The 24926-nt window shown below is 45.5% G+C and carries 19 protein-coding genes; 18 read left to right on the top strand and 1 reads right to left on the bottom strand.

What is annotated here, in order from left to right; genetic code table 11:
- Window positions 1–5: 5 nt before the first annotated feature.
- The 3 genes from F7R24_RS12210 (at window position 6) to F7R24_RS12200 (ending at window position 4313) form a co-directional block, all read left to right on the top strand.
- On the top strand, window positions 6–1388 hold the full coding sequence (locus F7R24_RS12210; RefSeq protein ID WP_151671542.1) for a sigma-54-dependent transcriptional regulator: 1383 nt from the start codon (window positions 6–8) through the stop codon (window positions 1386–1388).
- Between the two features lie 189 nt (window positions 1389–1577).
- Window positions 1578–3536 (top strand): acetate--CoA ligase, encoded by a 1959-nt coding sequence (gene acs, locus F7R24_RS12205; protein ID WP_151671541.1) that lies wholly within the window; start codon window positions 1578–1580, stop codon window positions 3534–3536.
- A 114-nt stretch (window positions 3537–3650) separates the two neighbouring features.
- On the top strand, window positions 3651–4313 hold the full coding sequence (locus F7R24_RS12200) for a response regulator (protein WP_151671540.1): 663 nt from the start codon (window positions 3651–3653) through the stop codon (window positions 4311–4313).
- 90 nt (window positions 4314–4403) lie between these two features.
- Here F7R24_RS12200 and F7R24_RS12195 read toward each other — a convergent pair whose 3' ends face one another.
- A complete protein-coding gene (locus F7R24_RS12195) occupies window positions 4404–8339 on the bottom strand; it encodes a hybrid sensor histidine kinase/response regulator (RefSeq protein WP_151671539.1) in 3936 nt (1311 codons plus the stop codon).
- Between the two features lie 292 nt (window positions 8340–8631).
- Here F7R24_RS12195 and F7R24_RS12190 point away from each other — a divergent pair, with 292 nt between their 5' ends.
- The 15 genes from F7R24_RS12190 (at window position 8632) to fliM (ending at window position 24922) form a co-directional block, all read left to right on the top strand.
- Complete coding sequence (locus F7R24_RS12190; protein WP_151671538.1) at window positions 8632–8892, top strand: DUF4212 domain-containing protein; 261 nt, start codon at window positions 8632–8634, stop codon at window positions 8890–8892.
- 5 nt (window positions 8893–8897) lie between these two features.
- Window positions 8898–10667, top strand: a complete 1770-nt coding sequence (locus F7R24_RS12185; protein ID WP_151671537.1) for a sodium:solute symporter family protein — start codon at window positions 8898–8900, stop codon at window positions 10665–10667.
- A 92-nt stretch (window positions 10668–10759) separates the two neighbouring features.
- A complete protein-coding gene (locus F7R24_RS12180) occupies window positions 10760–11272 on the top strand; it encodes a hypothetical protein (protein WP_151671536.1) in 513 nt (170 codons plus the stop codon).
- 86 nt (window positions 11273–11358) lie between these two features.
- The gene (locus F7R24_RS12175; RefSeq protein WP_151671535.1) at window positions 11359–13098 is read left to right on the top strand and encodes a sodium:solute symporter family transporter; all 1740 of its coding nucleotides are present in this window, start codon (window positions 11359–11361) and stop codon (window positions 13096–13098) included.
- Between the two features lie 21 nt (window positions 13099–13119).
- Window positions 13120–14955, top strand: a complete 1836-nt coding sequence (locus tag F7R24_RS12170; protein WP_151671534.1) for a putative nucleotidyltransferase substrate binding domain-containing protein — start codon at window positions 13120–13122, stop codon at window positions 14953–14955.
- Between the two features lie 4 nt (window positions 14956–14959).
- Window positions 14960–15583 carry a 3'-5' exonuclease gene (locus F7R24_RS12165; RefSeq protein WP_151671533.1) on the top strand — a complete coding sequence of 208 codons (624 nt, stop codon included), beginning with the start codon at window positions 14960–14962 and terminating at the stop codon, window positions 15581–15583.
- 187 nt (window positions 15584–15770) lie between these two features.
- Window positions 15771–16136, top strand: coding sequence for a flagellar hook-basal body complex protein FliE (fliE, locus tag F7R24_RS12160; RefSeq protein ID WP_151671532.1), 366 nt, complete (start codon window positions 15771–15773; stop codon window positions 16134–16136).
- A 16-nt stretch (window positions 16137–16152) separates the two neighbouring features.
- Window positions 16153–17829: a flagellar basal-body MS-ring/collar protein FliF gene (gene fliF / locus F7R24_RS12155; protein WP_151671531.1), complete on the top strand. Its 1677-nt coding sequence runs from the start codon at window positions 16153–16155 to the stop codon at window positions 17827–17829.
- Window positions 17822–18817: a flagellar motor switch protein FliG gene (fliG, locus tag F7R24_RS12150; protein ID WP_151671530.1), complete on the top strand. Its 996-nt coding sequence runs from the start codon at window positions 17822–17824 to the stop codon at window positions 18815–18817. The genes fliF and fliG overlap by 8 nt, the downstream gene beginning before the upstream one ends.
- 4 nt (window positions 18818–18821) lie before the next feature.
- Complete coding sequence (locus F7R24_RS12145) at window positions 18822–19562, top strand: flagellar assembly protein FliH (RefSeq protein ID WP_151671529.1); 741 nt, start codon at window positions 18822–18824, stop codon at window positions 19560–19562.
- 10 nt (window positions 19563–19572) lie between these two features.
- Window positions 19573–20961 carry a flagellar protein export ATPase FliI gene (gene fliI, locus F7R24_RS12140; protein WP_151671528.1) on the top strand — a complete coding sequence of 463 codons (1389 nt, stop codon included), beginning with the start codon at window positions 19573–19575 and terminating at the stop codon, window positions 20959–20961.
- Window positions 20958–21404, top strand: coding sequence for a flagellar export protein FliJ (fliJ, locus tag F7R24_RS12135; protein WP_151671527.1), 447 nt, complete (start codon window positions 20958–20960; stop codon window positions 21402–21404). Before fliI ends, fliJ begins: the two co-directional genes overlap by 4 nt.
- 87 nt (window positions 21405–21491) lie before the next feature.
- Window positions 21492–23339: a flagellar hook-length control protein FliK gene (locus F7R24_RS12130; RefSeq protein WP_151671526.1), complete on the top strand. Its 1848-nt coding sequence runs from the start codon at window positions 21492–21494 to the stop codon at window positions 23337–23339.
- A gap of 73 nt (window positions 23340–23412) precedes the next feature.
- On the top strand, window positions 23413–23925 hold the full coding sequence (locus F7R24_RS12125; RefSeq protein ID WP_151671525.1) for a flagellar basal body-associated FliL family protein: 513 nt from the start codon (window positions 23413–23415) through the stop codon (window positions 23923–23925).
- 13 nt (window positions 23926–23938) lie between these two features.
- On the top strand, window positions 23939–24922 hold the full coding sequence (gene fliM, locus F7R24_RS12120) for a flagellar motor switch protein FliM (RefSeq protein WP_151671524.1): 984 nt from the start codon (window positions 23939–23941) through the stop codon (window positions 24920–24922).
- The last annotated feature ends 4 nt before the right edge of the window (window positions 24923–24926 follow it).

Genomic DNA, 24926 nt, shown 5'->3' with positions numbered 1-24926 from the left:
ATTCCATGTCACCAAGGGTATTAATTGTTGAAGATGATATAGGCTTGCGAGAGGCCTTAGTTGATACCTTGGCGCTTGCCAAAATCCGCTATTTAGAAGCAGGGTCTGGAGAGGAAGCCCTGAGCCTGCTGGATCATGAAGCGGTTGATATGGTGGTAACCGATGTCAATATGCCGGGTATGGATGGACATGCATTGCTAGCACAACTAAGACAGCGTTATCCGATGCTGCCGGTGGCACTGATTACTGCCTATGGTCAAATTGAACGCGCTGTTGATGCGATTCGGCACGGTGCAGTGGATTACTTAATGAAACCCTTTGACCCTTCTCAGTTGATCGAATTGATAGGTCGTTATGCGATAGGGGCAATCACGGAGGACCCCAATGATGAACCTATTGCTCGATCACTATCCAGTCAGCAATTGCTGAAATTAGCTCAACGCGTTGCAGTCACTGATTCAACTGTCCTGATTACGGGTGAGTCGGGAACGGGTAAAGAAGTGTTGGCACGTTATATTCATCGTCACTCAGGTCGAGCAGGACAACCCTTTATTGCCATCAACTGCGCAGCAATTCCAGAAAGCATGTTAGAAGCTACCTTATTCGGACATGAAAAGGGTGCTTTTACGGGTGCGCATCAGTCGGTTCCTGGTAAGTTTGAACAAGCCAATGGCGGCACACTGTTATTAGATGAAATCAGTGAAATGGACTTAGGCCTGCAAGCGAAACTGCTTCGCGTCTTACAAGAACAAGAAGTTGAACGTATCGGTAGCCGTAAACTGATTAAGCTGAATGTTAGAGTATTGGCAACCAGTAATCGCGATTTACTGCAATGCGTGACCGATCGTCAGTTTCGAGAAGATCTGTATTACCGTTTAAATGTTTTTCCGTTGCAATGGTTGCCTTTACGAGAGCGTGCTGAGGATATTGAGCCTTTGGCTCAACGAATGCTTCAGCATCATTGTCAAAAAATGCGTCGCAGTCCGGCAGTCTTGTCGACTGAGGCCCAGGAGGTACTTGAGTCTTACGCATGGCCGGGTAATGTTCGTGAATTGGATAACGTTATTCAACGGGCTTTAATTCTTCAGACAGGTAGTAAAATTTTAGCTACAGATTTGCACTTATCGGAAGGATCTATCCGCTTACCAGAGGAAGCAAGTCAGGTCGCGCCAATGGTTTCTGTCTTGAAATCCGAATCGGGTGGTGTCTTAGATCAAGATTTACGACAGCATGAGTATCAAATTATTTTGGATGCGTTGGTTCAATTTAAGGGCAGTCGTAAGCTAGCGGCGGAACACTTAGGTATTAGTCCACGAACATTGAGATACAAGCTTGCAAAAATCAGAGATCAGGGAATTGATCTAGAGCAAGTGTTAGGTGGTAAGTAAGTACTAACTATAAAGGATCTATAGAACTAACGTAGCCCCCTTGATCAGACCAATGTCTAATTAAGAGGGGATCAAGGGTTCTGTATAAACGTACTATTCAAATAATAAACGCCTAATTTAATCGTTAGTAAATCGAAAAAGTTTGGCGAATTGACATAACAACAAATCTCAAGCGAAGGACAACAACCCATGAGTGATGCAAACATATTTCCGGTAAATCCAGAATTTGCAGCCCAAGCACATATCGACAATGCCAAATATCTGGAAATGTACGAACAATCTATTAAAGATCCGGACGCTTTTTGGGGTGAGCAAGGCAAGCGCCTAGATTGGATCAAGCCTTACACCAAAGTAAAAAATACCACCTTTGACCCTCATAACGTCTCTATTAAGTGGTACGAAGACGGTACCTTGAACGTTTCTGCTAACTGTCTTGATCGTCATTTAGCGACTCGCGGTGATCAAATCGCCATTATCTGGGAAGGTGACAACCCAGAAGAAGATGAAAAAATTACTTATCGTGACCTGCATGAGCGTGTTTGTCGCTTCGCTAATGCCTTAAAAGCACAAGGCATTGGTAAGGGTGATGTGGTTACTCTATATCTTCCGATGATTCCAGAAGCTGCGATTGCGATGTTGGCCTGTACCCGCATCGGTGCGATTCACTCAATCGTCTTTGGTGGTTTCTCTCCAGAAGCCCTAGCAAGCCGTGTTATCGGTGCTAAATCTAAACTGATTGTGACGTCTAACTACTCGTTGCGCGGTGGTAAGCAAGTTCCGCTAAAAGCGAATGTTGACGAAGCGATTGATGAACACGGCGCTGCTGAATTCGTACAATCCGTTGTGACTGTTCAGCGCACTACTAAAGATGTTGCATGGCATGCAGATCGTGATGTGTGGTTCCACGATGTCGTTGCAGCTGCATCACCAGATTGCGCTGTCGAAGAGATGAACGCAGAAGATCCAATGTTCATTCTGTATACCTCAGGTTCTACTGGTCAGCCTAAAGGTCTTCAGCACACAACGGGTGGCTATCTGGTTTATGCGTCGATGACGCATGAATTGATCTTCGACTATAAGCCAGGTGATATCTACTGGTGTACTGCTGACGTCGGTTGGGTGACAGGTCACAGTTATATTGTTTATGGGCCACTGGCCAATGGTGCTACCACGCTGATGTTTGAAGGTGTACCTAACTACCCAGATAACAGCCGTTTTGGTCGAGTGATCGAAAAACATAAAGTTAACCAGTTCTATACCGCACCAACGGCTATTCGCTCATTGATGCAGCAAGGTGAAGATGTCCTAGGTGACTCTGATCTATCTAGCTTGAAGTTACTCGGTTCAGTGGGCGAGCCTATTAACCCAGAAGCTTGGACGTGGTATCACCGCATTTTCGGTAAAGGCAAATGCCCAATCGTGGATACTTGGTGGCAAACAGAGACTGGCGGTATCATGATAGTGCCTCTACCAGGTGCTACAGCTCTGAAACCAGGTTCTGCAACACGTCCTTTCTTCGGTGTTCAGCCAATGCTGCTGGATAATGAAGGTAATCCAGTCGAAGGCGCTGGCGACGGTAACCTGGTGATTGCAGACTCTTGGCCGGGTCAGAGTCGTACTATTTTTGGCGACCATGAGCGTTTCGTACAAACCTATTTCTCCGGATTTAAAGGTTACTACACTACTGGTGATGGTGCCCGTCGTGATGAAGATGGATACTACTGGATTACTGGTCGTGTCGATGACGTTATCAACGTATCCGGTCACCGTATGGGTACCGCAGAAGTTGAATCAGCCCTGGTTGCTCACCCTGCGGTTGCAGAAGCGGCCGTGGTCGGTTATCCACATGATCTGAAAGGTCAGGGTATCTATGTGTATGTAACGCTGCAGTCAGGTTATGAGCAATCTGATGATCTGATGAAAGAGTTGCGTAATTGGGTTCGCTCGGAAATTGGACCGATTGCCTCTCCTGATTTGATTCAGTTCTCTCCAGGGATGCCTAAGACACGTTCAGGTAAAATTATGCGCCGTATTCTGCGTAAGATTGCAGAAGATGACTTCAGTGCATTGGGTGATACCTCCACACTGGCGGATCCATCGGTGGTTGATGATCTGATTGAACACCGTCTAAACCGCAAAAAAAGCTAAAAAATAGCTTCTTTTAACAAAAACTCCTCTCTGGTTTGCGTCAGAGGGGAGTTTTGTTTTTAAAGAGATGCTATGATGCGATTCTGAAAAATAGCTGTCGGGGAGAGAGACACGATGCAACTGGCACAAAAAGTTATTATCGCGGATGATCATCCACTGTTTCGTGCGGCGCTTAAACAGGCAGTCATGCAAGCGGTTCCGGGTGTAAAGATCGTAGAAGCGGATTCATTAACGGCGGTTCAAGGCGCTGCTGAACAACATGCTGATGCTGACTTAATTCTTTTAGATATACATATGCCAGGTGCTCAAGGATTCTCGGGTTTAGTCTTCCTTCGCGGACAGCACCCTTCGATTCCCGTGATCGTCGTTTCGGGTAGTGAAGAAATTCATGTGATGAAGCGTGCGATGGATTATGGTGCGTCCGGTTTTATTCCTAAATCATCACCATTAGAGACGATTGCAGATGCTATTTCACATGTCTTGCAGGGTGAAGAGTGGTTGCCTGAAGATATCAGTGACAGCATGGATGAGTTGCCAGAAGAAGATTACAACTTCGCTGCTGCCATCGCTTCGTTAACGCCGCAACAGTTTCGCGTACTGACAATGCTGACGGAAGGTTTGTTGAATAAACAGATCGCATACGAACTGAATGTCTCCGAAGCAACCATCAAGGCACACGTGACGGCAATATTACGTAAGCTAGGCGTGCATAGTCGTACCCAAGCGGTTATCGCTGCTCAGCGTTTAGGTGTCGAGCCACCTAAAGCTGACATGTAAGGCGACTACAGACTAGTTTCTTTTTTCTAGGGGCTAGCGTTTACAGGCAATCTTTGCCGAGTAAAACGCTAGCCCTTTTCATTTGTTTTTTTATTCTCGAGCTTGGGCAATCATACGGTTAATCATAGCCCGTAATGCCGCTGGACGAATCGGTTTAGTCAGAATTTGTGCACCCGCTGCTTCTATCTCTTGTTTGACCGCTTCGGTACGATCAGCGGTAATCACAATGGTTGGGATTACCTGTCGCCACAGAGGTTTTAGCTGTTCTAGTGCCATGATGCCGGTATGCACATCGCTTAGATGATAGTCAGCCAAGATAATGTCAGGGGTGAAGCTTTGTTGGCGTATCTTCGCCTCTGCTTCATCTGCGCTAAGTGCGGTTACCACTTCGCAAGACCAGCCTTTTAATAGAGCCTGCATCCCTTCTAAAATTTTAGGTTCATTATCTATAACCAAGATATGAATGCCGATTAAGCCTTTGCTGCGAATCCAGCCTCGTTGTTCAGGACGATTTTTTACCGCTAAGCTTGGATCGCCCAAAGGCACCATGACACTGAACACTGAGCCTTTTCCTTGCCAAGATTTGACTGCTATTTCATGACCTAGCATTCGTGCGATACGCTCTGTAATGGATAAGCCTAAGCCTAAGCCTTTTACCTGACTGTGGCGCGGATTATCAATACGCTTAAACTCTTCAAAAACCTCACCCAATTTGTCTTCAGGAATGCCGACACCGGTATCCCAAACTTCCAATCTCAATGACTTTCCAATTAAGCGGGCACCCAGTAATACCTTCCCTTGTTGTGTGTAGCGCATCGCATTGGATAGGAAGTTTTGCAAAATCCTACGTAACAAGGTTGGGTCGGAATAAATGACGCGCTTAGATAAAACGTGACGGAAGTTAAGATCTTTTTCTGCGGCTAGCGCGGTAAATTCGGTTGCAAGATTGGTCATTAAGGTGTCTAGTGAAAAATGCCGTGGGTTAGCATCTAAGGCGCCTGCATCCAGTTTTGAAATATCAAGAATTGTGGTTATTAACTCTTCGGCAGCTTTGAGGGATCCATCGAGGTTTTGTACCAGTTGATTAACCTCAGGCTCGTAACTGTGTTGTGCTAATGCCGATGTGAATAAGCGAGCAGCATTGAGTGGCTGAAGTAAATCATGGCTGGCTGCGGCAAGAAAGCGTGTTTTGCCCAAGTTAGCGGCTTCTGCTTCTGACTTGGCTTGACGCAGTTCATCTTCCATTAACGCCCGTATGGTGTTTTCTTTTCGTAAATCTTTGTTAGCCACCGATAACGCAAGGGTTCGTTCTCTGACTCGGTTTTCTAGGTTTTCATTGTTTTCTTGCAATGCGATTTCCGCATGGCGTCGCTCGGTAATATCTTGATAGAGAGTAAAGTAACCCAGTAAATCTCCATGTTCACCTCGATGAGGGATGTAGGTCACTTCAGCAAATCGAGTGCTGCCATCGCGTGTCGGTAGTTTAGTCTCAAAACGCTGCCGTTCTCCTGCTAGGGCTCGATCAATGTAACTTCTTCGTAGTTCATACTCTTCGGGAGGTAACACCTGATAGCAAGGTACTCCGGCAATAGTATGGCGATCAATGCCAAAGGTGTCTGCATAAGCCTTATTAACGAAGAGATAGCGAAGTTGAGGATCAAGATAAGCAATTAAAACGGGGACATTGTCAGTGTAGACCCGAATATTCTGTTCACTTTCCCGCAGTGCTTCTTCAATACGCTTATGTTCGGTAATGTCCATGTAGGTATTAACGTAACCACCATTGGGCATGGGATTGCCGCGTACTTCGAGTACTGTGCCATCAGGTCTTAAGCGCTCATAGGAGTGAGGCTCGCGATCTTGCAGAAGACGTAAGCGCATCTGCACATGAACTTCCATATCACCACCACCATATTCTCCACGCATTGCATTGTGGCGGAAAATATCGATGATTGGACGCCCGATACAGACAAGGCCATCGGGGTAATCAAACATTCTGATATATTGTTTATTCCAGGCGACCAAGCGTAAGTGTTGATCCACTACGCTGATGCCCATGCCAATATTTTCAATAGTGGACTGCAGCAGTGAACGGTTAAAGCGTAACGCTTGAGAAGCTTCGTCGACGATGGCGACCACATCTCCGATCTGCATCTCCTTGCCTCGTAAGGATGAGTCCATGACGATTCGTGCAGAGGATGCGCCGATGACACCTGCTAATAGACGCTCCGTGTACTGTATTAGTTCAGAGCTGGCGTTATCGCCACTTAGAGGGTAGGACTCCCCTCGTTGCAAAGCAAAGCCGGTAAAGGCGTGCTCTGTTCGTTGAGGACCCAAAAATCTCTCTGTAAGGGTTTGTAGATCACCTACCGTCACTTGTCCCAGTAAGCGAGATTGATCAGATAGATCTTTGTTATACACATTGATGTAAGCGCTCGCTTGAATCCGATCAACCAAACGTACCTTAGTTAAGCGAGAGATCACTATAAATAGAAAGATGTTAAAACTTAAGCTCCAGAAAACGCCGTGTGTTAAGGGATCCATTCCCTGAATTCCGAATAAAGCGGTTGGTTGTAACCAATCCACTGTATTCAGTGTTGGCGGGATCATAAGGTCAAGAGTTTCGGGAATAACATTGGCGGCACGCATGGTGGGAAGAACGAGGGTGTAGCACCAGAGTAGCATGCCTGCAGACATACCCGCTAACACGCCATAGCGATTGCCTTCTTTCCAGTAGATGCCACCGACAATAGCAGGCAGAAACTGAATGGCAGCGACAAACGCTAGCAAGCCAAAGGATGCTAAGGGACCATGATCACCAAAAACACGATAGTAAAAATAAGCAAGTAGCATCAATCCCATAATAGTGATGCGACGAACCCGCAATAATAATGCGCCTAAGTCTTTTGATTGAGACAGCTTTAACCAGCGGATGCGTAACAATAACGGCATGACGATGTCGTTACACACCATGGTAGAGAGTGCGATACTGGCAACGATCACCATGCTAGTCGCTGCGGATAAGCCGCCTATAAAGGCAAATATGGTTAGATATTCCCAACCAGCAACGCTAGGTAGCATAAGAACATAGACATCCGCATCGACATTGCTTCCTGCAAAGATGTCCAAACCCGCAACGGCTATGGGGAGGACAAAAAGGCCTAATAAAATCAGATAAAGCGGGAAGAGCCAGCGCGCAGTGAGTAGGCTTCTAGGATTGGTGTTTTCGACAACGGTGACATGGAACTGTCGTGGTAAGCAGATAATAGCGGCGCACGCTAGAATCGTTTCTGTTAGAAAACTGCCGCCAAAAGGAGATTGAAAATTGGAGTTAAATCTCAGCTGATCTGAAACAGCAGCAATCATGTTGCCCGGGCCTTCAAAAAGGTAAAAGACCGCAAAAAATCCTACCGCTAAAAAAGCAGTTAGCTTAACTACCGACTCAAACGCAACCGCTAAAACCAATCCAGGGTGATGTTCAGTGGCATCAATGTGCCGTGTCCCGAATAGTATGCTGAAGATCGCCATCAATACGGTGACAAATAAAGCCGTATCACTGCCTTTGCTAAGCGCATCGGTTGCTCCAGGTGCAATCGCGTTATAGCTAATGGCGACGGCTTTCAATTGCAAGGCGATATAGGGAATCGTTCCCAGTACAGCTATTACTGTCACCATCACCGCTAAGCTTTGACTTTTACCATAACGAGAGGAGATAAAGTCAGCGATGGTGGTGATGTTTTGTTGTTTACTGACCAAAATGATTTTTTCAATCATTCGCCAGCCAAGGATGAATACGATGACAGGGCCAAGGTAAGTGGCCATGAACTCCCAGCCAGTCGTGGATGCCCGTCCTACCGCTCCATAAAAGGTCCATGAAGAACAATAGACAGCTAAGGATAGAGAATAGATTAAAGGATGGCTTGCCCAGCGCTGCCCTTTGGCGGTTTTGTCACCATAGTATGCAATAGCAAAAAGTAAAATAAGATAAGCGATTGAAATCAGTATGATGATCCAGCCGGACAGCATGTGAGTTCCTGAAGATTCGATAGTTTGCTCTAGTGTACCCTTTGTTGTCTCATTAGACAGCTGGAAAGGAGAAAACTTGTTAGACTATTGTCCTGTAATACCTTTTATATATTAGTATAATAGCGCTTTAAAATTTAAATCAAATGATTGATTTTAAATCAAAAAATAAGATTTTATTGATCGATTTGAAGCTATGTTCATACTAAAGTCGGGGCTTTTATTCCCTTCGTTTATTTAGCAAGATTGCGTTGGAATTTTCTCAACTCCAATAACAACAAATCGGAGAACGACAATGGCAGATGATAAAGCAAATGCTGCTGCGTACTGGAAGGCGAACGTTCGCCTTATCACATGGAGCCTAGTTGTCTGGGCTTTAGTTTCATATGGCTTCGCCATACTCTTACGTCCCATGCTTGCTGGTATTCCAGTAGGTGGAACCGATCTTGGCTTCTGGTTTGCTCAGCAAGGCTCGATACTTACCTTTATAGCTATCATTTTCCACTATGCGTGGAGATTGAACAAGCTAGATAAAGAATTTGACGTCGAGGAGTAAGTGGCATGAGTCAATTTGCAATTAACCTGATATTCGTGGGCGCATCCTTTGCTCTGTATATCGGTATCGCTATCTGGGCGCGCGCCGGATCGACTAAGGAATTCTACGTAGCGGGTGGTGGTGTAAATCCTATCACTAACGGTATGGCAACCGCAGCGGACTGGATGTCAGCTGCATCTTTCATCTCTATGGCGGGTCTAATCGCTGCGGGTGGTTATGCTAACTCTACCTTCCTTATGGGTTGGACGGGTGGTTACGTACTGCTAGCGATGCTGTTGGCACCTTACCTACGTAAGTTTGGTAAGTTCACAGTACCTGACTTCATCGGTGATCGTTTCTACAGTCGTGGTGCTCGTTTAACTGCGGTTATCTGTCTGATTGTTATGTCAGTAACTTACGTTATCGGTCAGATGACAGGTGCGGGTGTTGCTTTCTCTCGTTTCTTAGAGGTTAGCTCTTCTGCGGGTATTTGGATTGCCGCTGCAATCGTATTCCTGTATGCAGTATTTGGTGGTATGAAAGGTATCACTTATACTCAGGTAGCTCAGTATGTGGTACTGATCATCGCTTACACCATCCCTGCTGTATTCATTTCTCTTCAGCTTACCGGCAACCCAATCCCTATGTTTGGTATGTTCGGTACGCACATAGATTCAGGTCAGCCTCTGTTGGTGACCCTAAATGAAGTAGTTCGTGATCTTGGTTTCCGTGATTATACGGCTGACGTTGACAATAAACTGAACATGGTTCTGTTTACCCTGTCACTGATGATCGGTACTGCGGGTCTTCCTCACGTAATCATTCGTTTCTTCACGGTACCTAAAGTAGCGGATGCTCGCTGGTCTGCTGGTTGGACGCTAGTGTTTATCGCGTTACTTTACTTGACTGCACCTGCTGTAGCTTCTATGGCTCGTTTAAACCTAATCACAACTGTCTTCCCTGAGGGTACTAGTGCTCCAGCGCTAGCCTATGAAGATCGTCCAGAGTGGGTTAAAACTTGGGAGCAAACAGGTCTGTTGCGTTGGGAAGACAAGAACGGCGATGGTCGTATTCAGATGTATAACGATGCTAACGCAGCATTCGCTCCTACAGCTGAAGCGCGTGGTTGGGCTGGAAACGAGTTGACTGTAAACAACGATATTCTAGTATTGGCTAACCCAGAGATAGCTAACCTACCAGGTTGGGTTATCGGTTTGATCGCTGCCGGTGGTATTGCGGCTGCACTCTCAACCGCTGCAGGTCTATTGTTGGCAATTTCCTCTGCGATCAGTCATGACTTGATCAAGAGTATTATTAACCCCAATATCAGTGAGAAAGGAGAGATGCTTGCGGCACGTATCTCGATGGCTGGTGCAATTCTCTTAGCAACCTATTTGGGCTTAAATCCGCCCGGGTTCGCTGCGCAGGTAGTTGCATTAGCATTCGGTATCGCGGCTGCTTCGCTCTTCCCTGCACTGATGATGGGTATCTTCTCTAAGCGCGTGAACTCCAAAGGTGCAATTGCAGGTATGTTAGTAGGTTTGATCTCAACCTTGCTATATATCTTCACTTACCTAGGTTGGTTCTTCATTGGTGGTACAAACATGCTACCAAATACACCAGATAACTGGTTGTTCGGTATCTCTCCTCTGTCCTTCGGTGCAGTAGGTGCGATGCTTAACTTCGCTGTTGCTTACGCTGTCTCTCTATCTACGGAAGAGCCACCGCAAGAAATTCAGGATCTGGTAGAAAGCGTTCGTACACCAAAAGGTGCTGGCGCTGCGTTGGATCACTGATCATAATAGGACCTAAGATCAGCTTAGGCTGAATGTAAGGTCAACTATAAGGGCCTCCCATGGGAGGCCCTCTTTATTTCAGGAAAAAAAGAATGATTTGGACGATAATTGCTATCGTATTTTCAGGTTTGGGTGCAGCGGGTGTTGCTCTCATTCTTCGCAAATTGACTCGCAATAAATTACCTAAATGGATTATTCCAGTCTTTGCGGGTATGGGGATGTTGGGTTATCAAATCAGTTATGAATATTCTTGGTTTGAGCATCAAGTAACACGTCAGCCAGAAGCAGCAGTTGTCGTTTCAACTGAAACGGGTCAGGTTTTTTGGCGTCCTTGGACCTACCATTTTCCGATGATCATCGCATTTACTGTGATAGATACAGACAATATGGTTAAAACCGAAGTGGAAGGAAATGAGTTGGTTGAATTTATTCTTTACCGTTTCGAAAAGCAGCATGTTGATCTGGTTTCTCACCAAGCCTATTTACTCAACTGTTCAAGTGCAGAAATGTTGCCGATGAATCAACAGGGAGAGCCGATTTTATCGCAATTTCAACGAATAGATAAGAATGGCATTCTATTTTTGACAGCTTGCGGTGAGGCATGATTTACTCAGCACTCATATAGCTGTCTGCTGTGATTTAGTTTTACTCGGTTAACGCTATCGCAGGGTGCTTTTCAAAAGGTGATCTGATGCAAACAGATCTTTTTATAGTTCTTTTTGTAGTGGCTACCAGCATATTTTATATGCTGGTACTTATGTCAGGTCGTGTCGGTTCTGGAAAAGATTTTTATACCTCTCAATCCGGTGTCTCTCCTCTTGCTAGAGGTATGGGCTTAGCAGCCGACTGGTTGTGCGCTGCGACGCTAATAGGCTTATTTGGCCTTATTTCTCATAATCCACAGGAAGCCCAATGGATGCTGACGGGCTGGATAGCTGGCCTTGTATTGCTCAGTATTATTGTTGCACCTGCTGTTTACGATTCAGGGCAGCTTTCTTTAATTGACTTTATAGCGCAGAAATTTGATTCCATCAGCTTGCGTTGGTTAATGAATTTTATAGTTCTTGCCATGGGTATTGTATTGCTTGGCCTACAGATGAAAGGATTAGGGCTGATCCTGTCTAGGCATCTGCAATTACCTCTTTCAGCAGCTATTGCTATTGGCATGATCCTGCTGTTCTTTTACACGGTACTAAGCAATCTCAGGGCGATAACGCGAGTGCAGATGTTGAAATACTGTATTGTGTTTTGCTCGGTAATGGTTGCATCCGTTTATATTGCGGTTGATGCGCAGTTATCGAGTCAGTGGGTATTTTTACAAAGTATTTTTACTAATAGAAATTTCGATCAAGCTCCCGCTTTAACCTACTATTCAAATCCATTAACAGACCTTAGGTTTATTGAGAACATCTTTTCACTGATGGTTTTGGCGGCAGGTGTTGCATTGCTTCCTTACATGTTAAAACGTTTTCAGGGCGTTAAACTCAAAGCAGATATTCGTTTTAGCGCAATCTGGATGTTGGTCTTCGTCGGGGTTATTTACTCCTCGGTGCCCTGGATGGCCCATCAAGCTCATGAAAGGCTTTATCAAAGTATTAATGGTCCGCTTCAGGAGGGGGGCGCCTATAGTCGAATGCCTAATTGGTTATTCTTGTGGGAATATACTCAGGAGCTATCTTGGATTGATAACAATAATGACGGTCGTATTCAGTGGTTGATTCAACCAGATAATTCTAATGACGAGCCTTTGCAGGCTGATTTTGAGCAAGTAGATAATTTTGCATTTGTTCAGCAAAACATCGAAGAGATGCAGTTGAATCAGCAAGAACGTTCCTTAAACGAGTTTATGATCACGGATGAAATTAGGTTGCTTCTTTTACCGGAACTCTTTGCAATGCCAAATTGGATCATTGCGTTGGTTACCATTGGTGTGACAGCAGCGCTTCTCTCTACAGCCTCAATGGTGTTGATTTCGACTGTTTATGCCTTTGCCTCACAACCCGTTATTAGTGTACTAGCTGAAAGGCACGAAACGTTGGTGGTGAAGGGTTTGGCGTTACTGATGTTGATTGTAGCCGCTGGAGTGGCAATTAATCTGTCGGGAAGCCTTATTGATTGGTTTAATCGAGTGCTACAACTCGCTACGGCTACCTTGTTTCCGGCATTTATGTTTGCACTAAGGCTACCGAGGTTGCCTAAGGCTGCCATATTAGCCGGAATGCTAATTGGGTTATTCACCAGTCTTGGTTATTCTGTAGCTTATGAAATGAATAGTTTAAGCAGTTTTTGGCCTGACATGCTACCAAGCTTATCACCACTTCCCATGACGGTTATGTGGATGACGCTTAATGCAATAAGTGTGTTGTTACTGGCTTGGTTATTTAACTTAAGGGCCGCGAGCAGCGATACAAAATCTGACGACACTTGCTAGATAATAACAATAGGAGCTTTTATGTCTGAATCGTTCAATATGGATAACCTGCCATTTAGCTTGTTGTCAGCGAAAGAACAAGCGCTGCTTAATAACAATCTCGATATCGCTTATTTCCAAAAAGGTGAAACGATCATTGCGGCTGGAGAAGTGCCTGAGGGTGTGTTTATTGTCCTGAAAGGTAAAGTGGGGGAGAGTGATGGAAGTGAAGCCCTAGATCAAGATGCGGCGGCGGCCAGTGTGTTTGTGCACTATCAAGATGAAGACTATTTTGGAGGCTGGTCAGTCCTGAATGGTAAGGCGATACATAATTTTATCGCGGTAGAAGAAACCATTTGTCATGTACTTCCTACGCGTATCCTTATGGATCTTATCCATAGTAATCCTTTATTTGCGGACTACTTCCAACAAAATTTAACCGCAAAGCGAGAAATTGTTGCGCAGCATAGCCAAAACCAAGATATGGCTGAGTTCATGCTGGCAAGGATTGAAGATGGCACCATTCGTGAGCCATTGATTGTGCTTGAAGGTACCAGCCTCTTTGAAGCCACGCGATTGATGCGTGAAATGAAAGCTGATTGCGTCTTGGCGAAAAAGGGCAATCGCTACGGTATGATCACCGGTACTGATTTATTGGATGCCGTTATTATCAAAGGGCTTTCATTAGAGTCAGATGTGTCTGATATTGCCAGCTATCGATTGATCTCAACGACACCGCAAGACTATCTTTTCAATGCGCTTATTATGATGACACAGCAGCAGATAGAGCGTGTTGTGGTGATGGATGATCAAGAGTTAGTCGGTATTGTTGAGTTAACCGATGTGCTCAGTCATTTTTCCAGTCATTCACACGTTATTGGATTGCGTGTGGAGCGAGCACAGACGATTGAAGACCTGCGTGAAGCATCAAAAGGCTTAACAGATCTGATTAAGGCACTCATTTCTACCGGCGTAAAAATACGCTTTACCATGGAGCTTTTGGCGGCGATGAATGGCCGCATTATCGCCAAGCTGTTTGAGCTTGTGATTCCGCGAGACTTGAAGCCTCACGTCTGTTTGATTGTCATGGGTTCTGAGGGTCGTGGTGAGCAAATCATGAAAACAGACCAAGATAATGGGCTAATTTTCCGTGAGGGACTCGAATGGCCAGAAATGCCCGCAGTCATGAGTAAGTTTAGTGAGACATTGATTTCATTTGGTTTCCCGCCATGTCCCGGTAATATCATGGTTTCGAACCCAGAATGGGTTAATTCAACGGGTAACTGGGCAACCAAACTGACTAAGTGGAGTCAAAAGTTTGACGGTGAGTCGGTGATGAAGCTTGCCATAGCTGTCGATGGTAAGCCAGTAGCTGGGAACGCGGCATTATTTAAAGTGGCCAGAAATGCCTTTTTACGAACCCTTCGAAGTAACGAGATTTTCTTTTCGCATTTTGCCAAAGCGTCGCTTAATTTTGATACGCCCTTGACCTTTTTCGGTAATCTGAAAGATAAGGGTATGCTGGATATCAAAAAGGGTGGAATTTTCCCCATCGTGCATGGCATAAGAACCATGGCCTTAGAGCATCGAATTCTTGAGACGAATACCTTTAAGCGTATAGAAGCGCTGGTTGAAATGGATCAGATGCGAAAAAAACATGGCGAAAATATAGCCGAAGCACTTTCTCTGTTCGTACAAATCCGATTGAAGCATCAAATTCAGCGTGTGGAAGAAAGCAAGGACGGTATTGATCCAACACCTAATGCCATCGATCTTCAGCGCTTGAATAAATTAGAAAGAGATCTGTTAAGGGATGCCTTACGAATCGTAAAAGACTTTAAAAAGCATTTAGCGTCACGCTACCACATAGGTTCATGACACCATGATTATTCCAAGAACAATTCGACGCTTTAAAGAGCGCAGAGAGTTTAAAGACAGCCCCTATGCTCACCTTTTTGAAACCTATAAGGGTGATGAAGTAGTCTCGTTAGATTGTGAGACGACAAGTCTAGACGTCAAGAAGGGAGAAATACTCTCTATTGGAGCGGTGAGAATTCGGGGTCGTCGAGTGATCACGAGTGAGCGACTTGATATCAAGTTAAAGCCTCCGGCCTCCTTAACCGGGGATTCCATTAAGATCCATAAGATCAGAGCCAGTGATCTGGCTGACGGCATAGAGATAGACGACGCGCTGGAACAGGTGCTTGAGTTTGTCGGTAATCGTCCGATTCTTGGTTACTATGTCAACTACGATATTAAGATGCTGGATAAATATATTAGAGCGAAATACGGGTTTAGTTTACCGAACAAGGCCATTGAACTATCCCATGTTTATCATGACATCATTAAATGGAAATCAGTTGGTGGCGATGTTGATCTGAGGTTTGACACCATTTCGAAAAAATTGGATATACCGATTATTCAGCGTCATACAGCATTGGGAGATGCTATTACAGTAGCACTGATGTATGTTCGCCTGAAATTTGGCGCTCCATTAGCAGAGTGATACGAGTCTAACCAACCTATCTCTAATAAAAGCAGACCTTGGTCTGCTTTTTGCATTATTCCTCCAGGGTTAGATTTTATCCGGTTAAAATGGCAAAAAGTTGTCATTTTGTTGGCGGATATTTTCTTGTCGTTATAGAATGGCGTTGTAATGTCAAAAAAATGCCACTGTCAGGTGAGGGCCAGGAATGATCGAACGAGCTGACATCAACAGTGTATTAGCGCAGATGCGCTCTTTGAAATCTGAAATGCAGCAGACCTCGGGTCGCATGGAGTTGCCAAGTTTACGTCCAGAGGGGATGTCACCTTCAAGGGTAAACGAATCTGAAAAAGGCTCATTTACCGCATTACTGAAATCCGCTGTCGATACTGTGAATGGTCATCAGCAAACAGCGAATAGAATGCGTGAGGCCTATGAACGAGGTGATCCAAGCGTTGACCTGCCTCAGGTCATGATTCAAGCACAAAAATCCTCGGTCTCTTTTGAAGCCATGACCCAGGTAAGAAATCGCCTAGTACAGGCATATGAAGATATCTCTAAAATGCCGATCTAATTTTGAGCGAGTGTAAATGGAAAATACAGCAACTCCATTAAATGCAAGAGGCGGTCTGATGGCAGGCTTTAATAGTCTGGGTATTTTGCGCCAGTTGGGTTTGATGGTGGGTTTAGCAGCCAGTGTCGCGATAGGCTTTGCTGTGGTGTTATGGTCGCAAAAGCCAGATTATCGTGTGCTCTATGCAAACCTTTCTTTTTCCGATGCCAATGAAGTCATAGAACAGCTACGCATGAGTAATATTCCGTATCGCTTCGATGCGGATGGTCGCGCTATTTTAGTTCCCGAGTCACATGTTCATACCGCTAGATTACGTTTAGCGGCAGATGGTTTTAGTGCTGATCGCACCGTAGGTTTTGAACTGTTAGATCAAGACTATGGTATGGGCACAAGCCAGTTTATGGAAACGACTCGCTACCGCCGAGGCTTAGAAGGTGAGCTGGCGCGAACTATCTCTAATATGACTGCCGTTCGTGCGGCGCGTGTTCACTTAGCCATTCCCAAAGATACCGTCTTTATTCGAGATCAGCGTAAACCGCGTGCTTCAGTGTTTCTTGAGTTGTTTTCAGGCCGTCAACTTGAAAGGGATCAAGTGGCCGCCATTGCCAATCTGGTTGCTTCCAGTATTCCTGAATTAGATGTTAAAGATGTCACTATAGTGGATCAGCGTGGGCGTTTATTGAATATTCGAGACGCCGATTCTGATGTGGTCCTGGCAGCGAGGCAGTTGGAATATGTTCGCCAAGTTGAAGATACGCTGGTTAATCGAGTCAATAGTATTCTGCAGCCCGTAGTAGGGTTGGGTAATTTTCGTGCGGAAGTATCGGCAGATATCGATTTTACTGAGGTTGAGCAAGCCAGCGAAATGTTTAATCCAGATTTGCCTGCGTTAAGAAGTGAGCAAACACTTGAAGAGCGAAGAGACTCAGGTGACGCTGCTGTCGGAGTTCCGGGGGCTTTAGCGAATCAGCCTCCTGGGCCTGTTGCGGTACCTGAAATAGCAGGTGGGGCTGGAGGTGCAGGTGTCGGCGCGGGTGCATCGGGTAGTAGTCGTAATCAAGCTACGCGTAACTTTGAATTAGATCGCAGTATCAGTTATACCCGTCAACAGATGGGTGGTGTACAGCGTTTATCGGTAGCTGTCGTGGTGGATGACCTGCAAGTTGTGGATCCTGAAACGGGAGAAAGAACACGAACGCGTTGGTCAGAAGAAGATATCGACCGCTTAAGAATGTTAGTTGAAAATGCGGTTGGTTTTTCGGCGCTAAGGGGCGATAGTGTTAACGTGATCAATTCTAGTTTCGTGCCGACAGAAGAGTTTTTGTTCGAGGATCCCAGTTTTTGGGAGCAAGACTGGTTCTGGAATTTATTGAAGCAGCTAGGTGCTGGCATTTTTATATTGATACTGGCATTGGGAATATTGCGACCAGTGCTCAAGCATTTGTCAGCTACGGGGAGTCAAGCGGGTGGCAATGATTTAGGTCCTGCTGGGCAAATATCTGCAGAATTAGAGTCTTTGGACGGATCAGGGATGGCTGACGACAAAGTTACCTTTGGTGGAGTTCAATCAGCTGCAATGGCAACGCCTAATGAAAGCTTTGATTACCAATTAAATGAAATTCGTAGCATGGTTGCTGAAGATCCGGCTCGTGTTGCTCAAGCCATTAAGCAATGGGTGGTAGACCATGAGTAATGGTTTAACCGATATTGAAAAAGCTGCCGTTCTTCTGATTAGCTTGGGCGAAAGTGATGCTGCAGAGATCCTTAAACATCTCGGACCTAAAGAAGTGCAGCGCATTGGTGAGGCGATGTCACGTTTAGACAATGTGCCTCAGTCACGTGTTGAGTCAGTCGTTTCTGACTTTTTAGATGTGGTCAGTGATCAAACGGGTATCGGTATCAATAATGACCGATACATTCGGGCTATGTTGAATCAGGCATTAGGTGAAGATAAAGCTAAAACCCTGATAGATCGTATTCTTTTTAGCACCAATACCTCAGGCTTGGATACCTTGCGTTGGATGGACCCTCGACAGGTTGCTGAAATCATTCGCTTTGAACACCCGCAAATTCAGGCCGTTATCATCTCCTACCTTGAACCCGATCAGGCAGCTAACGTGCTGAGCTATTTTGATGATAAGGTGCGTTTAGATATCGTCATGCGTGTCGCGGCATTGGATCAAATTCAACCACAGGCACTGCAAGAACTTAACGATATGCTTGAAAGTCAATTTACCGGACCTCGTTCAACTCAATTAACTAAACTGGGTGGTGTGAAGTCTGCAGCGGATATCATGAACTTTATTGATACCCAGATTGAAGCTGAATTGATGGATGCGATCAAAGAAACCGACGAAGGTCTTGCAACACAAATTTCGGATTTGATGTTCGTGTTTGATAACTTAATGGATGTAGAAGATCGCGGTATTCAGGTTATTCTTCGTGAAATACAAACAGATCAATTGGTGATTGCACTCAAAGGTGCGGATACCCAACTGCAAGAAAAAATCTTCAAGAATATGTCTAAGCGAGCTGCCGAGCTGCTGCGTGATGATTTAGAGGCTAAAGGCCCTGTGCGTGTGAGTGAAGTAGAAGCGGCACAAAAAGAAATATTAAATGTGGCTCGTCGATTGGCTGACGATGGTGAAATTACCCTCGGTGGCTCTGATGATATGGTTTAAGTGAATGAAGCAGGATAATTATCGCCCCGTCAGAATTCCGGCATCTGAAGCTCAGCGCTTAATGCCCTGGCAATTACCGATGATGGATGTCGGTGATGTAGGTGAGCCTTTCAAAACGGACTCTGCTTTGTCTCAGGTTGTGGTGACTGAAGAAGAAATCGAAGCTGAAAAACTGACGTTGGCAGATATTGAAGAGATACGCGAAAACGCCGCTAAAGAAGGCTTCAGTCAGGGTCATCAAGAAGGTTTTGACCAAGGCTACTCTGAAGGCAAGCAGCAAGGATATGATCAAGCCTTCAAAGCGGGTGAAGAAGAAGTTAAGCGTCGCTTGGCTCTACTTGAACAGTTAGCTCAGGTCTTAAGTGATCCCATTTCATCTCAAGAACAGCAGCTTGAGAATCTGATGATCGATCTCATTCAGCAATTTGCTAAAGCGGTTATTAGTACTGAATTAAAAACTGATATTGAGCCTTTAAAAATCGCCGTTAAAGCTGCCCTGGCTGAATTACCCTCTACGGTAGCCAGTTGCGAAGTTCATCTTCATCCCGACGACCTTCCTTTACTTGAGTCGCTTAGCGTTAAAAAAGGTGTTGCATGGGTTGCTAATGATGACATTCAACCCGGAGGATGCCAAATTCATTCAGATACCACTCACATCGATAATACCGTCAATGCACGCTTCGATCAGATCGCTGCGCAATTAACAGCCGCGTTGGGAAAAACCTCAGCCTCAAAACCAGACTAAAGGGGGCTCGATGGCACTGTTTGATAAATATCCTCACCTTAAAGAGCCGTCAGTTTTTAAAGCTGCGTCACCTCACGTCTATGGGCGTATCACTCGTTTAATTGGTCTAACGCTTGAAGCGGTTGGATTGAAAGTAGCACTGGGTGATTACTGTATTATACAAGTGACCCCTGAAATGGAAACCGAAGCGGAAGTGGTTGGTTTTTCAGGTGATCGAATCTATTTGATGCCACTGCACCGTATTGATGGATTGCAGCCAGGTGCTCAGGTGATGCCACAGAGCGGAGCTAGTCAAGTTCCAGTGGGATTTGGCTTACTTGGCAGAGTGATTAACGGTATAGGTCAGCCAATTGATGGTAAGGGAGAGTTGGATGCAGAGAGGTATGTCTCCTTGCAAGGAGAAATTATTAATCCACTTTCGCGACATCCTATCGATGCACCTTTAGATGTCGGTATTCGCTCCATCAATGGTTTACTAACGGTGGGTGCAGGTCAACGGTTAGGTTTATTTGCCGGTAGTGGCGTGGGTAAATCGGTGTTGCTTGGAATGATGACGCGTCATACCGAGGCTGATGTGACCGTGGTGGGATTAATTGGTGAACGTGGTCGAGAAGTTCGTGAGTTTATAGAGCAAAGCTTAGGGTTGGAGGGCATGGCCAGATCGGTTGTCGTTGCTTCTCCCGCCGATGATTCACCCTTAATGCGTTTACGTGCTGCAGAGTTGACCACCCGCATAGCAGAGTATTTTCGTGCTCAAGGAAAGCGTGTGTTGTTATTAATGGATTCATTGACGCGTTATGCCCAGGCACAAAGGGAAATTGCGTTGGCAGTGGGTGAACCCCCAGCAACTAAGGGTTATCCGCCGTCAGTGTTCGCTCGCTTACCTCGGCTTGTCGAGAGAGCAGGTAATGCTCAATCCGGAGAAGGATCGATTACGGCATTTTATACTGTGTTAACCGAGGGTGACGATCAGCAAGACCCTATCGCGGATGCTGCAAGAGCAATCTTAGATGGTCATATTGTGCTGTCCCGAGATCTAGCTGAGCAAGGACACTATCCTGCGATAGATATTGAAGCATCCATCAGTCGTGTTATGCCGCAAATCATTTCTCCCGAGCATTTAGCTAAAGCGCTAGAATTCAAAAGGCTCTATTCACGCTACCAACAAAACGCCGACTTAATCAGTGTAGGAGCTTATGCTCGTGGCAGTGATCCATTGACTGATCGAGCGATTGAAATGCTGCCGGTGTTACAAGCCTACCTTCAGCAAGGAATGTCAGAAGCCTTCGATCAACAACGCTCTATACAAGAATTGATCATGCTGATGAGTATGCCGCCACCCAACAAATCACCTCAACAGGGAATGAAGGGGCAGGTTTCTCAGGGTGATCGTCGATGAGTAAACCACGCTCTGAGCGATTAGGTGTGGTATTGGGTTTAGCAGAGCGTCAGAAAGAAGCTGCTGATCGCTACCTAGCGGAAAGTCAGCAACGTCTTCAGCATGCCGAAACTCAGCTAATTCAGTTGCAAGATTATATGCTGGAGTATCAGCAGCAGTTTACACAAGCAGGTCAGCGAGGGTTAACAACCGATCAGCTCAGGCAGCATCAGGCTTTCATTGGGCGGTTAGAACAGGCAATGCGTCAGCAACATGAGACTATTCGAGTGGCGCGTCAGCAGCTTGAACAGGTAAAGCAGTACTGGCAAAGTGTTTATGCGCGTTATAAAGGTATTCAAAAGCTGACTGACAAAGCTGTTTATTCTGAACAGGCAGTAAGGGATAAGCGAGAGCAGCAAGCGATAGATGAACGATCGCAGCGAAACAGAGGTTTTGGCATCTAGTTAAAAAGTGGCTCGCTTTTTGCTTACTCATGGTAAGCGATTAACCTAAGCATTGCTTGCTATGGACTAAGATTTCAGGAGCTAAACATGTCAAACCCAACCTCTTCAATTCAACTTTTAGGTGGTTTGCTGTCAATGGCACCGTCAAACGGTGCTAATGGACTGTTATCTCAAAACAATCTGGGAGCTGCTCCACCTTCTGAAGCCTTCTATTCCCTCTGGGTTGGTCTAACTCAATCCACGCCATTAGATGCCTCACTCGCGAATGTTGAGCGGCAAGCATCTGGCAATACATCACAATCCGATGGCAGTATTTTGCCGCTAGAAATTCCGACTGATCTGTTAAAGCAGATTGAAAATCTACTGGAAGATGGCTCTGATAGCTCGGAAGCGCTTGATAACGCATTGAATAGTATTCGTGAATCACTGCAAAATCTCTTCTCTCAGATAGATAATGATGCCGATACGGATCAGAGCGCACTTTATAAAGACAGTAACGTGAAGGATCTTTCACTGCTTAATTTATCGAAAGAGGCTTTACCTGATGCTTTACCTGATGCATTAGAACTCTCTGATGAGCAATTGCTTGCGTACTTGCAGTTAATGCAACAACAACTGACACGGCAGCAAGAAAGCCTTAAAGATTCTGGAATTGTCGATCAACCAGTGGCTGAAGGTCAAGCGGCAATATTATCCTTACTAACACAGTATTTAGAGCAAAAGTTAGCCTTAAATTCAGAGGGTAAAGCTTCTGAAACAGGCGTCTTGACTGACGCTGATCAGAAAATTGCAGAGCAGCGAATGAACCAGCTTTGGGTTCAGCTTGAGGCTGCCCGAAGAGTGAGAGAAACTGAAGACGCTAGACGTGCTTCGTCAAATAGTGCTTCTGATAATACGTTACTGACACAGTCGCCATTAACGGATTCTGATAATGAAAGCCTAGTATCACGTCCCCAGGAAGCAATAGTCGCTGGCAAGACAAATGAAAAAACAGCTGATCTGGATACTTTACAAAAAGAAGCCTTGGTCAGAGATGAGCTTTACAGAGAAACCTTAGCTCAACTCATTCAAGAGCAGAATCGAGCTGTGGTAACAGATCCACAAGCGCAAGCCAATGTGGCCAATTCAGAGCGTTCAGTGTCCCCACCTATTGCTCCCATCAATCCTTTATCACAATCGAATAATGACAAAGCTGCGAATAGACCGTTAGAGCCTAGGATTGTATTAACTCCATCTGCTGCGGTGTCTGGCATGCCGAGTAGTGATTTAACTCCCGCTGAGCGTTTGGCTGCCTCAGAAGTGATGCAAGAGACGGGGCGAAGAGCGCTAACTGAGGCAATTAGCCAAGCGAATGCTCAGCGTAATGCAGTCGATGACGCAAGTAGTGACTCCCTTCGTCGACAGGAAGCCAGTGCCACCTCTGCAACTCTGATTGCAGACGCCCAAAAAATGGTCCAGTCACCTGCATCGCCTGCGCAAACCCCGATTGCTCAGGCCAATAACTCACAAGATGCGTTAATGCAAAAAATGCTCAATCCAGCATGGAGCAGAGCCTTAGGTGAGCGTGCAGTGATGATGGCACAACAAGGCCCTAGGCTAGCCGAAGTCCGTTTAGATCCCCCGGAGCTAGGCGCTTTGCGCATTCGTGTTCAGGTTCACGGTAATGATCAAGTGTCACTGACCTTTAATGCGCCTAATGCCTCAGTTCGAGAAGTGTTAGAGCAAAGTTTACCCAGATTAAGAGAGATGTTTGCAGAACAAGGGATGAATCTAGCCGATGCCTCAGTTTCAGACCAGTCTCGCGAACAAAATTCCGAGCAGGCTCATGCCAGAGAGAGTGGGCGAGGAGATGCAAGTGCTAGAGAAGAGTTTGGTGAATTACCTGCTAACCGAACGGAGCTAAGAAAAGTAGGCATCATTGATTATTATGCATAAAGCAATTCCCCTGTAATCAAGCGGCTGTGGTATATTTAGCCGAAGTGATAAGTATATATGCGGGGGATAGTCTATGGCTGAAAAGGATGAACGTCCTGAAGGCGAAGAAAGTGCGCCTAAAAGTGGCAAGAAAAAGCTAATTATCATTATTGCTGCAGCTATTTTAGTTCTAGCTGCGGGTGGTGGTGCAGCCTTCTTTTTCTTAATGGGCGGAGAGGAGTCAGCTGAACCAGCAGCACCCGTTCAAAGAGAAGCTATCTATATCAAAATACGCACACTTGAAGGTCGGCCGATGTTCGTCGCATCTTTGGAGAATCCTGGCGGCAATCGTCACTTCATGCAGATCTATGCTGAAGCCAAAACTCGTGACCCTCAGGTAGAGCAGATAATTAATCAGCACATGCCACTTGTGGTTGCTAGACTTAATACACTATTCACCACTTCAGATCCCAATGTTCTTCGCAATGTTGATGGTATTCGAGCATTGCAAAATGATGCTACAGAGTTGGTTAATCGCTTGGTTCAAGATCGAGGTGGAGAGCCTGGCGTTGAAATTGTGTTATTTACAAATTTTGTAATGCAGTGAGGAAGCACACAGCATGTCAGTAAAAGATCTGCTTTCGCAGGACGAAATTGATGCCCTGTTACACGGCGTTGATGATGGCGATGTAGAGACCTCTGACGAAGCCGATTTCGATGATGGCAGCGGTGTTCGTCCCTATGATTTGGCAAGCCAAGAACGCATTGTTCGTGGTCGTATGCCGACCTTGGAAATGGTGAATGAGCGTTTTGCACGACTAGCGCGCGTCACTTTGTTTAACCTGTTGAGACGTACAGCCGATGTGACGGTCGGTGGTGTACAGGTGATGAAGTATGGCGATTACATCCATACTCTTTATGTGCCGACCAGTATGAGTTTGATGAAGGTTCATCCTTGGCGAGGCACAGGGTTGTTCATTATTGATGCAAAATTAGTCTTCAAGTTAGTTGATCAATACTTTGGTGGTGACGGTCGTCATGCCAAAATTGAGGGTCGTGACTTCACGCCGACTGAAACTCGTCTAGTGCATAAAACAGTCACTCAGTTATTCGCTGATTTACGTGATGCCTGGAAACCTGTCGCTGATTTGACGTTTGAACAAACCTCCCATGAACTCAATCCTGCGATGGCAAATGTGGTTGGGCCAAGTGAAGTGGTCATTGTGAGTACTTTTCAAGTCGACCTTGAAGGGGGGAGTGGTGATTTCCATGTCACTCTTCCTTATTCGATGATTGAGCCTATTCGTGATCAGTTGATGTCATCTTTCCAAAGTACAGAGCATGAATCAGATGAGCGCTGGTTACACTCACTTCGTAAAGATATTGTCAGTGCGAGTTTGCAGCTGGATCTGTTGGTGGCTGAAAGAGAAATGACGTTACGTGATGTGGTGGCATTTGAAAAAGGTGATGTGATTCCAGTTGATATTTCAGATCACTTAACCCTAAGCGCTAATGGATTGCCGATGTATACCTGCCAACTCGGTGCATCACGTGGTAATCTTGCAGTTAAAATTGTCGAAACTATTCAGCATGATCATGATTGATCTT

This window comes from Nitrincola schmidtii, from assembly GCF_008973715.1.
GTDB classification, from domain to species: domain Bacteria; phylum Pseudomonadota; class Gammaproteobacteria; order Pseudomonadales; family Balneatricaceae; genus Nitrincola; species Nitrincola schmidtii.
This window is presented reverse-complemented; position numbering and strand designations above follow the sequence as displayed.